Genomic DNA, 14,178 nt, shown 5'->3' with positions numbered 1-14,178 from the left:
TGTGTAAGCGGTCCGGCGTCAGCCTGCGGTGGCGTCCAGGAGAGTCTTGAGCGTGGCTTGCGCACCTTGCTCCGCAAGCGCTTTGCGGTAGTGGTCGAAGGTGGCGACGAAGTCGGCGTGCTCGGCGACACCGCTTGCCAGCAGCGGCTCGATGCACAGCGCTTCGTACGGGTCGCCCGAAATCAGAAGCCGACGGGCGGTCTCGTCGAGGCGCGGCTCGGTTACTTCGAAGTGCTTGCCGTCGTCATCCTTGCCCAGTAGTACGCAGCTCCACGAAGCGAGAACGAACGCCGGGATTCGATGGTCTGTACCGCGCTCGAGCACCTGTTGCAGGGTGGTGGTCAAGAACACCGTCACCTTCGAAGCACTATCGGAGGCGATACGCGTCAGCTGATCGTGCATCGCTTCATTGGAGAAGCGTTCGAGCACTCTGTTCTTATACGTCACCAGGTCCACATTGCGCGGCGCGTCGAGTAATGGCAGCACGACCGCGTCCAGAAAACGGTCCAGCAGTACGGGTACCTGTTTATCGCGCATAGCCTCGGCGACCTCGCGATAACCGAGCAGCAGAGCGGGGTAGGTGAGCGTCAGGTGGCCCGCGTTGAGAACGCGGACCTTCACCTGCTCCCACAGCTTCACCTCGTCACTGAACGCAACGCCCACCTCCTCGAGTGCCGGGCGGCCGTCGGTGAAGCGGTCCTCGATGACCCACTGGCTGAAATCTTCTGCGACGAGGGGTATCTGGTCGGCCAAGCCACTTGCTGCGTTGAGGCGCGCAACGTCCTGTGCTGTCACCGACGGGGTGATGCGGTCGACGAGCGAGTTCGGGAACATCACGGTGGAATCGATCCATGCGCCGAGTTCTTGGTCCAGCGCGCTGGCGAAACCGACGAAGGCGGCGCGCGCGACTTCGCCGTTGTGGCGCAGGTTGTCACACGACACGACGGTGAAGGGTTTCGTCCCCGCCGAGCGTCGCCGCGCCAAGGCCTCAGTGACGAAGCCGAACACCGTGCGTGGATCACCGTCGCCGGACAGGTCGTGCGCAACGTCGGGATGGCCGGTGAGGAACACACCCGATTCCGGGTCGACGTGGTAGCCGCCCTCTGTGATCGTGAGCGTCACGATGCGAAGCGCCGGGTCGGTCAACAACTCGAGTACCTCGGCAGGCTGCTCGGGCGCGAGCAGGTAGTCGAGCTGAGCGCCGATGACGCGCACGCTCGTATCGCCTTTGGCCGGTGCGACCGTGAGGGAATACAGACAGTCCTGTGACCGGAACTGATCGGCTTTCTTGCGGCCCCGTTCGCCGCCTGCGAGGCCGATACCGACGATGCCCCAATCGCTTTGGTCCGGTAGAGCAAGACATCGATCGACGTAGAACGCCTGATGAGCACGGTGAAAGTTGCCGACACCGAAGTGGGCGATGCCGCGTTTGAGGTGGGTTCGGTCGTAGGAAGGTGTTGCGACGTTCGACGGCAGTGTCGCAAGCGTTGATTCTCTGAGCTCGTTCATGGTTGACCTCCAGATAGAAGGCGCTTACTTCTCGCGGAGCAACCGAAGGTCGGATGGCTCGCGGAGCAGGTCTTCGAGAATCTTGTTTCCCTCGGTGTTGTAGGGCTGTCGCATGTGTTCGTCCCAGGCGGCCCGCGAACGGAACTTCTCGAGCATCATCCAGGTGTCCGAGTCATCCTGTGGCGCAAGGAAATGCATGAACACACATCCCGGCTCGGTCAGCGTGTTCTCACGCATCGACTGCAGCTGGGCTTCGGCCTCGGCGAGGCGGTCGAGCCGCGGTTTGATGGTGACGACCAGGTACAGCGGTCCGTCCTGCCCGTCGCGGTCATCGTCCGACAATTGGCACCTCGATGGAGTTCTGCAGCGTGTCGATGAATGCGTCGGTGTTCTTGCTCTGGACGAAGGTGGAGACCGCATCGTAAACGGCCTGCTGGAAGTCGGTCGACATCAATTCGCCGTGGGTGATCGACAGCAAGATCTTGTCCTTCCACAACGACTCCGACGCTTGCCGTTGATAGGCGGGCAGCGATGACACGTCGACGTCGTTGCGAATCGGTACGGACCCCTTCAGTTTGTTGAACTCCAGCGATGTCTTAGGGTCCGCGATGGTCGTCATGAACTTCATGGCGTTCACGCCGTCTGTGGCGGCCGACGACACCACGAACGTATCGACGATCGCCAGGTATGCGCCCGTGGTTCCGGGATACGGCACATACCCGAAGTCCTGGCCCTCGACCGACCGGTTCGCGACGAGTTCGCCGTATACGGAGTCGTTCATCGACAGGAATGCGCACTGACCGGTGGCCAGCTTCTTCGCAGCCTGATCCCATGTCAGCCCGCCCGCGTTCGGGTCAGCCAGGGAAACGATCTTCGCGAACTGCGAAAGGGATTGTCGGAGCTGAGATCCCCTCCAGTCGAAGGAATCGTCCCGAATCTTGGCCCACCCATCGGTGCCGATCACGCCGAGCAGTGTGTTCTCGAACAGTTCTGTCGCGGTGAACCTGTCCTTGCCGCCGAGGCACAACGCGGTCTTGCCGCTTGCCGCCACCTTCGCCAAGTCCGCTTCGAACGCCGCGGTCGTATAGCCGGGTCCGGGCGCCTTCACACCGGCGTCCCGCAGCATCCGCTGGTTGAACCACAACACATTTCCACGGTGCGACCCGGTCGGCACACCCCAGGCTTTGACGCGATAGGTCGCTGCGTCCAGGAGTGCCTGCGGCATCGTCTTGTCCAGACCCGAGCTTTCGTAGACGCCCGATACGTCGGCGATGCGATCGGCGTCGACCCAGGCACGCAGGGAGCTTCCCAGGAACGTCTGCCATACATCGGGCGGATTGCCCGCCTGCAGGCGGGCGGCCAGCGCGACCTGGACGTTGCTCCCACCGCCGCCGGTGATGGTGCCGTCGGTGACCTCCACGTCGGGATTTTCCGCCTTGAAGGCGTTGAGCAGCACCTCGAACGCCGGGTGCTCCGAGGGGGACACCCACCATGACACGACTTCGAGCCGGTCGGTCGGGTCCGAGAAGTTGGCCTTCTGCCCGCCGCCACCGCATGCCGCAAGGACGAAGACCAGCGCGATGATCCACAAACGCTTCATGCTGTTCGTTCTCCAACCTTGTGGGGCGACGCCTTCAGGTCGAAGACGGCGAAACTGGCGACGACGGCGAAGCAGACGGCGGGCACGATGAACGAGATCGCCGGGCTCGTCTTGTCGAGCAGATAGCCCTGGATCAACGGCATGATCGCGCCGCCGACGATGGCCATCACGAGTCCGGCGGCGCCGAACTTCGTTGCCGGACCGAGGCCTTGGAGGGCGACACCGTAGATCGTCGGGAACATCAGGGACAGGCAGAACGAAAGCGCGACAACGGCGGCCACCCCGGCCACGTTGGGCGAGAACATCGCAAACACACACAGCGCGACGGCCAGCACGGCGAGGACCGAGAGGACCTTCGTCGCGCGGATCTTCCCGATCAGCCACGTCATGAAGAACCTCGATATGAGGAATATGATCAGGCTGACCTGCAGCAGGTACCCACCCAGCTGGAGTGACCCGTTCAGCGCCTGCTGCGAGTACTGGATGAGGTACGTCCACGTGCACACCTGCGCGGCGACGTTGAAGAACTGCGCGACGACTCCGAAGACGTACCGCTTGTTCGACATCAAGATTTTCAGGGGCGACTGGCCCGCCATGTCAGCGTCGGGGAACTCCTCGACGATCGGCGGGGACTTCTTGATCGCGATCACCAGCCCGATCGCGATGAGGACGAAGCCGAGGCCCAGATATGGACCCATCACCGCGCCCAACTGGCCCGCGCGTACGGCCGTCTCCTGGGCCGGCGTCACGTTGGCCATGTTCACCGGCTCGTCCAATTTCGGCAGGATGAGGGTGGCGGCCAGAAGCACACCGATGTTCGTGCCGACAGGGTTGAAGGCCTGCGCGAAGTTGAGCCTGCGGGTCGCGGTTTCTTCCGGGCCGAGCGAAAGCACGTAGGGATTGGCGGACGTCTCGAGAATCGAACACCCGGCGGCGATCGCGAACAGAGCGACCAGGAACGCCTCGTAGGTCATGATCTTGCTGGCCGGATAGAACGCGATTGCGCCTGCGGCGGCGAGAAGTACACCGGAGAGCAGCCCGGCCTTATAGCCGAACCGCTGATTGATTAGCGCTGCGGGGATCGCCAGCAGGAAGTACGCCCCGAAGTACGCCAGCTGCACCAGCGAAGCCTGGAAGGTGTTCATCTCGAAGATGCGCTTGAAGCCCGCGACCATCGGCGTGGTGAGGTCGGCGGCGATGCCCCATGCGGTGAAGCAGCTGATGAGGACGACGAACAGCAGGCCCATCCCCGGATAGACCAGCCCAGATTTCGCCGTGGCAGCGGCCGGTGTGTCGGCGGGCTGATCGGCATGCTCAGTCGTCGTCATGGTCGGTACCTCTTATCCGGTGAGAAGAGTGCAAAGACTGTGATCTGAGTCACGTTACTCAGGTGTCATGACCGACGGAACAGATTTTGCATGTGGTTTGACATGGGTTTTTGCCCATATCGACCCGTTTCTCGGCACCGGCCGACTAGTGCCACCTTGACCACGCCGCTTGCTTGGTAGTGCCTGCGACACCCGCGACATCACCCCACGACTGGGATTCGGCCAGGGTTCGGGCTGACCGTCCCAGGCACTCGCCGAGGTAACCGCTGAGCGCGAGCAGAGCTTGGAACGCCGCCGGGTCGTTGTCCGCGGCGAGCGCTCCGAGCAGCGTGCGAACTTCGGCCTCTATGTCGCTCGGGTCTCGGTTCATCCCAACCGGACCTTGCGAATGTCATCCGGGTCGTCGAATCCTCGCGTCCACGACGTCTCGGGCCAGTGCCAGGTGGCGACGCCGGCGGCTGGTCGGTATTCGGCGGTGTACAGCGTGCCGAAGCCGGCCTCGAACTGATCGTTGCGGAGTGGGGGCACCAGCATTGCCGAGACCAATTGCCTGCTCGATGGTGTGCCGCTGAGTAATTCGTTCAATTCGGTCAGTCGTCCGGCACTGTTGAAGCGGGCGGCGTGAGTCGGATGCTCGATCTGATCGAGCCGGTGGTTGGTGGTCGCGGGGAGCTCGCTCACCTCGGCAGGTTGCCCTGGCGCGACGAAGACGGTCGCGTGGTCGCCCGCGCGGTCGACCACGGCGACGTTGTAGGACTGCGAGACGGGGATCCGCCGGAGTGCGTCGACCGCCTGCTCGACGGTTGCGCAGGTCTCCAGGACATAGCGCAGCACGATCGGGATTCCGAAGCCGTCGCCCACATCGGGGCGGCCGCCGAAGGTGAGCGAGACCGCCAGCCCGTCGTCGTTCATTCCGTCCAGCAGTCCCCAGAGCATGTCGCTGGTGCCGATCACCCGGCGGCGTCCGGAGTAATCAGTGGACGCGACCACCGCTTCGAAAAGTGCTTGGTCGTAGTCGTAGTTGCGCACCAGGGTCGGCTGCTCGCCCGGCAGCACGGCTTGAGAGCAGCCGACCGCGAACGCGGGCAGTCGCCACATCGACAGCATCCGGGCGGCGACGGGCTCATCTCCGCTGAGGCGGCAGAGCTGCTCCCAGGTCGGGATCAGTTCGGGCATGTATCGGGCGAGCGCATCGCGACATTCCGACAGCGATGGCCGCGCGGCCAGCCCGTCGCGGGTGTACCAGCTGCGGTAGGCCCGCCAGGTCGCGTCGAACAACGCCCGCCAACGGGGCCCGGGTGTGGTTTCCCGGTAGGCGTGCACCGTCATGAAGCGGCCGTCGTCGACCTCGGCGGGACGGGCCGCCTGTTCGGTGACCGGCGAGGCTGCCGCCCAGCTCAACCCGTAAGTGACCCACTCCCGCCAGACGCTCGCGGGTGCGGGAAGTGGCAGGGGCGATGCAGTCGCGACGATGGCGGTCATGCGTCAAGGAAACCTTGACGGGCTTAGTCCGTCAAGTTTCCCTTGACGGCAAGAGCGATGGCTGGCGGATTCAGCCGATGCCGCCCTTCACTGGGCGGTGGTACCAATTTGAGCTTGCTGGAGATTTCGATAGTCGCATCAGGCCCACCTGTGACCTCGTGTTTTGCCGATCTCGTCAAATTTTGCTGCAGAAGTTTTGCTTTCGTTCGCAATCGTCGTCAAATTCGTTTGCTGATGTTCCTCGATGCTGTCATGACGAAGTTATGCTGCGCTCAATCTACTGGCCGGAGCCCAGGTCGCCGTCAAGACGGCGATCGCAAGGTAGGGAGGTTGCCATGGAGTCAACATTGAGGAAATGGTTTGTCGGTGCGGGATTAGCGGCGCTGGGCCCGATTGGCTTGCTTGCCGGTCCCCCAGTAGCGCAGGGGCTCCCGTCGATGCCCGCCGAACCGGCGTGCGACCCCGCTGTGCAGCCCGATTGTGTCCCTCCAGCCACCCTCCTTCTGCCGTACTTCGAAGTCGACTTGGACAAGCCAGGGGCGCAGCTTCAGAAGCCGGGGCCGGGCGTGTCGTTCGACCCCGTAATCGGTGGCGTCGTGGCCCATGTCAATGACCGCAGCGGTGTTGCCGCACAGTGCGAGTACAAGTCGGACTTCTACACACGCAGCTTTTTCTTGCCGGCCAACGGGACATACGACCTGCGGATCGTTCCCGCGATTCCGGAGTTCAGGGATCGGCCGGTAGACATCACGTGCGATAACGGCACTGTTACCAACACCAGCACGTTCTTCTGAGCGGCGCGGGGCACTTTCAGCATCCTGAATCTCAACTGAATCTCAACGCAGGGGAAACGTTTCTGCGACCCGCGCCAGCACCGCCAGGTGTTCGTCGACCGTCTTCAGCCCCGCACCCATCGTGTTGACCGACACATGGGTCGCGCCGGATTTCTCCCACTGTGTGAGTTGATCGGCCACCGCATCACCGTCGCCGCGCCAATCCACACGGCCCTCCATGCCTATCGTTGAGGGATCTCGTCCCGCCTCGGCGGCAGCGGTCTCGACGACGGTGCGGGCCTCGTCGAGAGCTGGCCCCGGTGTCATCATCGGAAACCAACCGTCGGCAAGCCGCCCGGCGCGTTTGTAGCCCGGTGGCGACGCTGCCCCAACCCACACCGGAATCGGACGCTGCACCGGCAGGGGTGCGATACCGGCGCCGGTCACCGTGTGAAAGTCGCCGGCGAAGGTCACCGACTGCTCGGTCCACAGCCTGCGCAACAATCCGATCTGCTCGGCGGACCTCTTGCCGCGATTGCCGAAGTCCTCGCCGAGGGCCTCGTACTCGACGGCGTTCCAGCCGACGCCGATGCCGAGGCGGAACCGACCGTCGCTGAGAAGATCGACCTCGGCCGCCTGTTTTGCGACCAAGGTCGTCTGGCGCTGAGGCAGGATGATGACCCCGGTGACGAGCTCGAGCGCCCGCGTGACGCCGGCCAGATAGCCGAACATCACGAACGGTTCATGGAATGTGGTGTGCACGTCGTAGGGGCCGTTCCACCCCTCGTGCACCGCCGGGTCCGCGCCGACGACGTGGTCGTAGACGAGGATGTGACTGAAGCCGAGCTCCTCGACGCGTTCGCCGTAGGCGCGCACCGCGCCGGGGTCGCCACCGAGTTCCGTCTGCGGGAACGTCACTCCAACTCGCATGTCCACATCCCTCTGGGTCGACAACAAGGACACCGTATGTGCTCGGGGCATTCCCGAGTCATCATGGCGGGATGACCGATGATCGCGATTACCCCCAGATGGCCGCCGCACGCGGACGGGTCGAGCCGGCCCCGCGTCGAGTCCGCGGCTATCTGGGCCATCAGCCGGTCTTCGACACGACCGCGGCGCGCTACGTCTGGGAAGTGCCGTATTACCCGCAGTACTACATTCCGCTCACCGACGTGCGAGGAGGCTTCCTGCGCGATGAAAACCACCCGCAGAAGATTCAATTGGGGTCGTCGAGGCTGCACTCCCTGGTCGGGGCAGCAGTGACACACGAGAAGGCGGCACGGGTCTTCGACGACGGACCCGTGGCGGGCATGGTCCGCTTCGAATGGGATCACCTGCGTTGGTTCGAGGAGGACGAGCCGATCTACGGACACCCGCGCAACCCGTACGCGCGTGTCGACGCCATGCGATCACACCGCAACATCCGGGTGGAACTCGACGGTGTCGTGCTCGCCGACACCGCCGCCCCGGTCCTTCTCTTCGAAACCGGCTTGCCGACAAGGTATTACATCGACCCGACCGATGTTGCATTCGAGCATCTCGAGCAAAGCGCGACGGAGACGCTGTGCCCCTATAAAGGGACGACGTCGGGTTACTGGTCGGTGCGGACCGGCGACACGGTGCATCCGGACCTTGCCTGGACGTACCACTACCCGCTACCTGCCGTCGCCCCGATCGCAGGCCTGGTGGCGTTCTACAACGAGAAATTGGACATCATCATCGACGGTGCCGCCCTCGCGCGGCCGAAGACGCAGTTCAGCTGAGTCAGCTCGCATCAATGCGGTCCAGCTGTGCTTGGAACAACGCGGGCAGCGTCGACGCGAACTTGTCGTCAAAGGGCCCACCTCGGGGGCCTGGCGTGTATTCCGCGGTAACCAGAACGCCGCGGCGATAGCCGGTGATCATCGCGATGTCCCAGGTCACCGTCTCCCCGCCGGTCGTGGTTTTGGAGTGCATCAGCGTGCTGATCGCCCCGTCGGGCAACCCATCGATGCACGTTCGCTCCAGGTGCACGCTCGATCGGATGCCCGGCGAATTCAGGGTGAAATAGGCACAGGTGTCCCGAAGCTTCGCGAGGTCGACACGTTGATCGGAGATGGCGAGCTCGACACCGATCGCGGCGCCCCGGGATGACCGCATGGCGAGTCCCTTCTGGGAGGCGTCGCCCTGCGACAGGAACAGGGCGCAACCAGGTGGGTTCACCGGCGGGGGCGAGCCCTGTGGGGCCGCGACGATGCGACCCCATGTCGTCCCGTTCAGCGGTGCGACGGCGTTCTCGTCGACCAACATCGATTCCGATAAGGCATGTAGATCGGTCGCCGGCGGATCGCTATCGGGGGCGCTGCCGTGTGAAAGATGTGCAAGTACAACGTAACCCGCTGCCCCGACCACCGTATTCAAGACGATCGCGAGCCACGTCCCCGCCCGGCGGTGATTCATCGCTTGTCCGACTTCGCCACGTCGAACTGCTCCGCGACGAATTCGGCGGCGTGGCGGTGCCATTCGCGCCGCCGGCGAATCATGTAGTGACCGGCGCCGTCGAAACCGACCCATTCGGCGACCACTCCGCGTTGCTGGGCACGGCGCGTTTGTGCGAGTGACGCTCTCGGATCGGTCCAGGTGTCCGCGGAGCCGTGCACGACGAGTAGTCGGGAGGTGACGGGAATCAGCTCGGAGTCGTTGTCGACCCACCACGGGGCCAGTGCGACGACGGTGCCGACGTCACCGCGGGCCGCCAGGTGCGCGGCCACCCTGCCGCCCATCGAGTGGCCGACGACAGCGATCTGTTCCGGCTCGAAACGCTCGCGGGCTGAATCGAGAACCGCCTCGGCGTCGCGGAGTGCGTCCAGCCGCGGACTGTTCCACCCGCGAAGCCGATATCGCACCCGCCGTACCTCCACGTTCGGACCGAGTCGGCGGCGCGTCCCAGCGGCGAACACCGCCATCCGCAAGTTGGCCAGCTGCCAACTCCGCGATGACCTGTCGCTGCGAACCTTCCCCCCGGGCAGTACCAGCACGTAGCCGTTTTTAGGCATGTCGATCCCCACGATAGATATTCGGCGCCGGGCACCCGCCGGATGGCTCGATGACATGAGATCGCTGAGACGTCTACCCGGAATCTCCACGCAATCTCCACCAGGCCTCCAAGCGTTGACCTGCCCCTTCGCGACAGCATGGAGTCACCAAGCAAGAGCGAGCCTGCTCGCCCGAACAAAGGCTTCCCCATGAAGAAGATCATCGGCTCCGCGTTCATCGGTGCGGGCCTCGCGGCCGCCGCGCTGTCACTGGCCGCGACGGCGAACGCCGAATCGGCGGTCATCACGATCGGTCAGCTCGAGGCCCAGGGGTTCGACGTCAAGCTCGACCGCGTCGGCAGCGCTCCGATCAACCAGTGCGAGGTCACCAGCGTCCGCAATCCGCGGGAAGGGACCGAACTTGTCCGCGTCGGCGGTCGTGACGACCGGGATTTCGTTCCGGTCGTCGTCAAACGGACCATCACCGTCTCCCTCGACTGCTCGCGCTGAGGCACCTCACGATCGCGGAACTTGTTGATAACAAGCCGATCACGTGCGGCGCTGCACCGGCGGGTTTCGCGCGCGCCGTTGCTACCTTGCGCGAAGACGAGTCCGAGACGGATGAGGTGTGGCGGAGATGGTGGCGGAACGCGTGGTCAGCAGGTCCTTTCGTGCGTGGTCATATACGGTCGGAGTGTTGTCGGTGGTGCTGCTGACCCTTGCGGCAGGCGTGGTTCAGGCGCAGGTGGCCGCGGCGTACTCGCGCGAGGGCCTGCCCGTTGAGTATCTCGAGGTTCCGTCGCCGTCCATGGGCCGCGATATCAAGGTTCAGTTCCAGGGCGGTGGCCCGCACGCGGTGTACCTGTTGGACGGTCTGCGCGCCTTGGACGACGCGAGCGGCTGGGATATCAACACCCCCGCATTCGACTGGTTCTATCAGTCGGGAATCTCGGTCGTGATGCCCGTGGGTGGCCAGTCCAGCTTCTACACCGACTGGTACCAACCGGCTGAGGGTAGCTCAGGCACACAGACCTATAAATGGGAGACCTTCCTGACGCAGGAACTACCCACGTACCTTCAGGCCAACAAGGGTCAGGATCCGTACAACAATGCCGCTGTAGGCCTGTCGATGTCGGGCGGTGCGGCGCTGACGCTGGCCATCTGGCATCCGGCGCAATTCATCTTCGCCGGCTCACTGTCGGGCTTTCTCAATCCCTCGCAGGGCTTGTGGCCGACGCTCATCGGACTGTCGATGAAGGATGCCGGCGGCTACAACGCACAGAACATGTGGGGACCCACCAGCGATCCCGCCTGGCGGCGCAACGACCCGATGGTCAACATCAACACGTTGGTAGCCAACAGAACTGCTGTCTGGGTCTACTGCGGTAACGGCGGACTGTCCGACCTCGACGCAAGCGACGGGAACTTCGGCACCCAGTTCAGTGCGCAGTATCTGGAGACCATCACCCTGGATACCAACAAGCAGTTCGAGCAGAAGTACATCGCCGCAGGCGGACGCAACGCGATCTTCAAGTTCCCCGAGAACGGCACCCACAGCTGGGGCTACTGGGGGGCACAGCTGCAGGAGATGAAGCCGGACCTGTTGCGGGTGCTCGGCATTCAGCAACAAGCCTGAGCGCTCGCACGACTCAGAGCGGTGCGATCCTCTGTTGCTGGTCGTCTGAGATAAGCGTGTTTCGATCGGCGTGATCCCATAGTTCGAAGGTCTGGAAGGCCCAGAACAGTGCGAACTCGAGAAGTAGGGCGGTCTCGAGCGCGAAGATCGGAATGTTCCACGCCTGCCCTTGGGGGTGTGAGAACTTGCCGATCAGAGCGACGGTCAGCGCACCGACCAACGAGCCGACCATCACCCATCCGATCACCCGGTAGCGCCGCCTGGAGCGTTCCCGCGTCGCGGGGTCCTGCTTGTCCTGGTTGCTGACCAGATAGGCGTTGATGAACACGACCGCGCCGATGATGACGAATATCAACACCGCCGCGACCCAGTGTGCCCCCGCCTCAAACTGTTCCGGGAAGACGAAGTACGCCACGACGAAACCGGCAAGGACGACGCAGGAGATCACGCGCAGTCGGTTGCCCCAATCACTGGTGTCGGAACGGGACACCTTGTCGACGACGAAAACGAACGCGATGATCGCGCCGGCCACCGCCAGGGCGACGATCACGGCGCTGAAGTTGTTCGCAATGGCGTCCGACTTCTCGCCGGCCGTCGGCAGAACCTGGCGACAACCGGCGACGTCGGGAATCTTGATCGGCACGAACGCCACGAAGAATGCGAGCGTGCCCGCCAGGTTCAGCAGCACATCTTCGGTGTCATTGCTGCCCTTGTAGACGATCAGCATGATTCCGAGGCAACACAGTGTCGCGACGAAGACGTTGCGCGCTGCGGTGTAGTAGTACGCGCTGATCGATCCCTGCCAGCAGTCGGTGGGCACGCTGTCGATGAATATCGCCGCGAAGAGCATGACGATGACGACGACCATGCCGGCTCTCAGGTACCGATAGGTGTCTCGTCCGGTGTGTACCGATTCATCGGATGGGGCGGTCATGGTACTCCCGACGGTGTGGCGTGCCTGCTCGCCGACAGTAACGCCGCGACCGACACTTTGGACGTAACCGCGCCGGGTACTTCTGGCGCGGGTGGTGACGGCTAAGAGTGTGGCGATTGCCCGAGCGGGGGATCGGCCTGCGCTACGCAGAGTGGGCCGGTGCCACAGATGGCGAGAGCGTCAGCTGATGGCGAACCCGGCAAACAGGTTGCAGAGTAAGGTGATTGGTGGTTTTCCGACGTCCGAGCAGGTGTCAGTATGTCGCCGTACCATCCGGGTATGGCGCAGACAAAGATCTGGACGGGCGACCCGGTATGGATCGCCGATGTGCTTGCTGCTCAAGGCGTCAAGCTCGTCGAGTACCCGGGCTGGCGGAACCGCGGCCACGGCGACTTCAAGGATATCCGCGGGGTCATGGTGCACCACACCGGATCCGACAATGCCACCGCCGCGTCGATTGCGAACGGCCGCCCCGATCTGGCGGGGCCGGTGTCCCAGCTGCACATTGCCCGTGACGGCACGGTGACTGTGGTGGCGGTCGGTGTCGCGTGGCACGCGGGTGTAGGCATGTATCCGTGGCTTCCGACCAATATGGGCAATTGGCACATGATCGGTATCGAATGCGCCAACAGCGGTACGAGTCCGACGGCTCCGCATCGCACGCACTGGTCCGACGAGCAATACTTCGCGCTGGTGAACTGCTGTGCGGCGGTCAACCGCCGGCTGTCGCAGACCTCGGCCCGCACCATCGGGCGCAAGGAGTACGCCGGTCGGGCGCAAGGGAAATGGGATCCAGGCGCGATCAACATGGACATCCCGCGTGCCGACATCCAGGCCCGCATCGGCACCGAGCCCGGCACTGCGCCGACGCCGCGCCCACCCGTTCCGGTCGGCGTCTACGCCGACGTTCTGATCTTCCGTGGTTCGCAGGGGCCTCAGGTCGCCGAGCTCCAGCGTCAACTCGGCGTGACGGTCGACGGTGACTTCGGTCCGCAGACAGAGGCCGCGGTGAGGGCCTTTCAGCGGCGGACCCCAGGGCTGAAGGTGGACGGCATCGTAGGGCCCGCGACCGCCGCTGCTATGCGACTCACAGCGCTGCCGCCCAGCCGGCTACTACTGACGGTGGACGACGCGGCGTCGTAAGTCCGGCACTAGACGCATTCGCCGGTGCTCGCCGCCTTCGTAGCCCCGGCGTGCGCCATCTGCGGTGTCACCTGCGCCGCCGTCATCGCGTAACCGGTCGTCGGATCGTAGGTCTGCGCACCGAAATACACGCCGATCACCCGACCGTAGAGGTCGACGACTGCGCTACCGCTCGAGCCCGCCTCCGGAAATGAGCCGATCAGGACGTAGACCTGTCTCGTCACCGACGTGGCGTGGTAGATGTCGGGCCCGTTGATCTCGGTGACCTCGCGGATCTGGGCGGGAGACGCCCGAAACGATGCGGCGCCGGGAAAGCCGAGCACGAACGCGTCGACGCCGGATCCCACGGTGTAGTCCGCGAACTTCAACGGTGCCGCGGGCAGACCCGGCACATCGAGTATCGCGATGTCGGCCTCCGGGTCGTAGGAGATCACCTGCGCCGCAAGGGCTTTACCCTCGTCGTTCACCGAGAACGTCTCGGCGCCGGCAACGACGTGGGCGTTGGTCATCACCTTGTTGGGCGCGACCACGAAACCGCTACCGTCGGTGAGCTTCTGGCAGCTCTGCGACTCGCCGTGCACCTTGACCACGCTGGGCCTGGCCTCGGCGACGACCTCGTCGGAGGATGCGGCGGGACTCGGAGACTGCGACGAGTTCGAATGCTGGCCGGCCAACCGGTGCAGCGTCTCGCGGATTCCGCAGCCGGCCAGCAGTGCCGCAAGCGCCACCACGGACGCCACGACCCTGGCCCACCTCATC

The 14,178-nt window shown here is 64.1% G+C and carries 16 protein-coding genes; 5 read left to right on the top strand and 11 right to left on the bottom strand.

Annotation, left to right across the window (positions count from 1 at the left end):
* Nucleotides 1–18: 18 nt before the first annotated feature.
* From QOJ24_RS01710 to QOJ24_RS01685, 6 genes are all read right to left on the bottom strand, one after another.
* Entirely contained in the window at nt 19–1,509 is a 1,491-nt protein-coding gene (locus QOJ24_RS01710) for a mannitol dehydrogenase family protein (RefSeq protein WP_526258486.1), read from the bottom strand.
* 24 nt (nt 1,510–1,533) lie between these two features.
* Nucleotides 1,534–1,851, bottom strand: coding sequence for a putative quinol monooxygenase (locus tag QOJ24_RS01705; protein ID WP_526258484.1), 318 nt, complete (start codon nt 1,849–1,851; stop codon nt 1,534–1,536).
* Nucleotides 1,838–3,109: an ABC transporter substrate-binding protein gene (locus tag QOJ24_RS01700; RefSeq protein WP_526258483.1), complete on the bottom strand. Its 1,272-nt coding sequence runs from the start codon at nt 3,107–3,109 to the stop codon at nt 1,838–1,840. The genes QOJ24_RS01705 and QOJ24_RS01700 overlap by 14 nt, the downstream gene beginning before the upstream one ends.
* Nucleotides 3,106–4,437 carry an L-fucose:H+ symporter permease gene (fucP, locus tag QOJ24_RS01695; RefSeq protein WP_526258481.1) on the bottom strand — a complete coding sequence of 444 codons (1,332 nt, stop codon included), beginning with the start codon at nt 4,435–4,437 and terminating at the stop codon, nt 3,106–3,108. Before fucP ends, QOJ24_RS01700 begins: the two co-directional genes overlap by 4 nt.
* A gap of 145 nt (nt 4,438–4,582) precedes the next feature.
* Nucleotides 4,583–4,807, bottom strand: a complete 225-nt coding sequence (locus tag QOJ24_RS01690) for a hypothetical protein (RefSeq protein ID WP_526258479.1) — start codon at nt 4,805–4,807, stop codon at nt 4,583–4,585.
* Nucleotides 4,804–5,919: a C45 family autoproteolytic acyltransferase/hydrolase gene (locus QOJ24_RS01685; protein WP_526258477.1), complete on the bottom strand. Its 1,116-nt coding sequence runs from the start codon at nt 5,917–5,919 to the stop codon at nt 4,804–4,806. Before QOJ24_RS01685 ends, QOJ24_RS01690 begins: the two co-directional genes overlap by 4 nt.
* Nucleotides 5,920–6,356: 437 nt before the next feature.
* Between QOJ24_RS01685 and QOJ24_RS01680 the strand changes: the two genes are divergently transcribed.
* Complete coding sequence (locus QOJ24_RS01680; protein WP_526258475.1) at nt 6,357–6,713, top strand: hypothetical protein; 357 nt, start codon at nt 6,357–6,359, stop codon at nt 6,711–6,713.
* Nucleotides 6,714–6,755: 42 nt separating this feature from the next.
* Here QOJ24_RS01680 and QOJ24_RS01675 read toward each other — a convergent pair whose 3' ends face one another.
* A complete protein-coding gene (locus QOJ24_RS01675) occupies nt 6,756–7,622 on the bottom strand; it encodes an LLM class F420-dependent oxidoreductase (protein ID WP_526258473.1) in 867 nt (288 codons plus the stop codon).
* Between the two features lie 71 nt (nt 7,623–7,693).
* Between QOJ24_RS01675 and QOJ24_RS01670 the strand changes: the two genes are divergently transcribed.
* Nucleotides 7,694–8,455 (top strand): DUF427 domain-containing protein, encoded by a 762-nt coding sequence (locus QOJ24_RS01670; protein ID WP_526258471.1) that lies wholly within the window; start codon nt 7,694–7,696, stop codon nt 8,453–8,455.
* Nucleotide 8,456: 1 nt separating this feature from the next.
* Here the strand turns inward: QOJ24_RS01670 and QOJ24_RS01665 are convergent, their stop codons facing one another.
* Both QOJ24_RS01665 and QOJ24_RS01660 read right to left on the bottom strand, forming a co-directional pair.
* Nucleotides 8,457–8,981 (bottom strand): hypothetical protein, encoded by a 525-nt coding sequence (locus QOJ24_RS01665; protein ID WP_526258469.1) that lies wholly within the window; start codon nt 8,979–8,981, stop codon nt 8,457–8,459.
* Nucleotides 8,982–9,127: 146 nt separating this feature from the next.
* On the bottom strand, nt 9,128–9,727 hold the full coding sequence (locus QOJ24_RS01660; protein WP_526258467.1) for a dienelactone hydrolase family protein: 600 nt from the start codon (nt 9,725–9,727) through the stop codon (nt 9,128–9,130).
* A 189-nt stretch (nt 9,728–9,916) separates the two neighbouring features.
* On the opposite strand from QOJ24_RS01660, the gene QOJ24_RS01655 reads away from it, so the two are divergent.
* Nucleotides 9,917–10,216, top strand: a complete 300-nt coding sequence (locus QOJ24_RS01655) for a hypothetical protein (RefSeq protein ID WP_526258465.1) — start codon at nt 9,917–9,919, stop codon at nt 10,214–10,216.
* 127 nt (nt 10,217–10,343) lie between these two features.
* Nucleotides 10,344–11,342: an alpha/beta hydrolase gene (locus tag QOJ24_RS01650; RefSeq protein ID WP_526258545.1), complete on the top strand. Its 999-nt coding sequence runs from the start codon at nt 10,344–10,346 to the stop codon at nt 11,340–11,342.
* A gap of 13 nt (nt 11,343–11,355) precedes the next feature.
* Here QOJ24_RS01650 and QOJ24_RS01645 read toward each other — a convergent pair whose 3' ends face one another.
* The gene (locus tag QOJ24_RS01645) at nt 11,356–12,276 is read right to left on the bottom strand and encodes a hypothetical protein (RefSeq protein ID WP_526258463.1); all 921 of its coding nucleotides are present in this window, start codon (nt 12,274–12,276) and stop codon (nt 11,356–11,358) included.
* Nucleotides 12,277–12,555: 279 nt separating this feature from the next.
* On the opposite strand from QOJ24_RS01645, the gene QOJ24_RS01640 reads away from it, so the two are divergent.
* Entirely contained in the window at nt 12,556–13,419 is an 864-nt protein-coding gene (locus tag QOJ24_RS01640; protein WP_526258461.1) for a peptidoglycan recognition protein family protein, read from the top strand.
* 8 nt (nt 13,420–13,427) lie between these two features.
* Here the strand turns inward: QOJ24_RS01640 and QOJ24_RS01635 are convergent, their stop codons facing one another.
* Nucleotides 13,428–14,177 (bottom strand): trypsin-like peptidase domain-containing protein, encoded by a 750-nt coding sequence (locus QOJ24_RS01635; protein ID WP_526258459.1) that lies wholly within the window; start codon nt 14,175–14,177, stop codon nt 13,428–13,430.
* Nucleotide 14,178: the final 1 nt, after the last annotated feature.

The sequence above is a fragment of the Mycobacterium sp. genome, assembly GCF_032159775.1.
GTDB lineage: Bacteria > Actinomycetota > Actinomycetes > Mycobacteriales > Mycobacteriaceae > Mycobacterium.
This window is presented reverse-complemented; position numbering and strand designations above follow the sequence as displayed.

What these genes read in the sequence shown, in the direction of transcription:
- QOJ24_RS01710 (WP_526258486.1), bottom strand. Translation starts at nt 1,509, where the DNA reads ATGAACGAGCTCAGAGAATCAACGCTTGCGACACTGCCGTCGAACGTC.
- QOJ24_RS01700 (WP_526258483.1), bottom strand. Translation starts at nt 3,109, where the DNA reads ATGAAGCGTTTGTGGATCATCGCGCTGGTCTTCGTCCTTGCGGCATGC.
- fucP (WP_526258481.1), bottom strand. Translation starts at nt 4,437, where the DNA reads ATGACGACGACTGAGCATGCCGATCAGCCCGCCGACACACCGGCCGCT.
- QOJ24_RS01690 (WP_526258479.1), bottom strand. Translation starts at nt 4,807, where the DNA reads ATGAACCGAGACCCGAGCGACATAGAGGCCGAAGTTCGCACGCTGCTC.
- QOJ24_RS01685 (WP_526258477.1), bottom strand. Translation starts at nt 5,919, where the DNA reads ATGACCGCCATCGTCGCGACTGCATCGCCCCTGCCACTTCCCGCACCC.
- QOJ24_RS01680 (WP_526258475.1), top strand. Translation starts at nt 6,357, where the DNA reads ATGCCCGCCGAACCGGCGTGCGACCCCGCTGTGCAGCCCGATTGTGTC.
- QOJ24_RS01675 (WP_526258473.1), bottom strand. Translation starts at nt 7,622, where the DNA reads ATGCGAGTTGGAGTGACGTTCCCGCAGACGGAACTCGGTGGCGACCCC.
- QOJ24_RS01670 (WP_526258471.1), top strand. Translation starts at nt 7,694, where the DNA reads ATGACCGATGATCGCGATTACCCCCAGATGGCCGCCGCACGCGGACGG.
- QOJ24_RS01665 (WP_526258469.1), bottom strand. Translation starts at nt 8,981, where the DNA reads ATGTTGGTCGACGAGAACGCCGTCGCACCGCTGAACGGGACGACATGG.
- QOJ24_RS01660 (WP_526258467.1), bottom strand. Translation starts at nt 9,727, where the DNA reads ATGCCTAAAAACGGCTACGTGCTGGTACTGCCCGGGGGGAAGGTTCGC.
- QOJ24_RS01655 (WP_526258465.1), top strand. Translation starts at nt 9,917, where the DNA reads ATGAAGAAGATCATCGGCTCCGCGTTCATCGGTGCGGGCCTCGCGGCC.
- QOJ24_RS01650 (WP_526258545.1), top strand. Translation starts at nt 10,344, where the DNA reads ATGGTGGCGGAACGCGTGGTCAGCAGGTCCTTTCGTGCGTGGTCATAT.
- QOJ24_RS01645 (WP_526258463.1), bottom strand. Translation starts at nt 12,276, where the DNA reads ATGACCGCCCCATCCGATGAATCGGTACACACCGGACGAGACACCTAT.
- QOJ24_RS01640 (WP_526258461.1), top strand. Translation starts at nt 12,556, where the DNA reads ATGGCGCAGACAAAGATCTGGACGGGCGACCCGGTATGGATCGCCGAT.
- QOJ24_RS01635 (WP_526258459.1), bottom strand. Translation starts at nt 14,177, where the DNA reads ATGAGGTGGGCCAGGGTCGTGGCGTCCGTGGTGGCGCTTGCGGCACTG.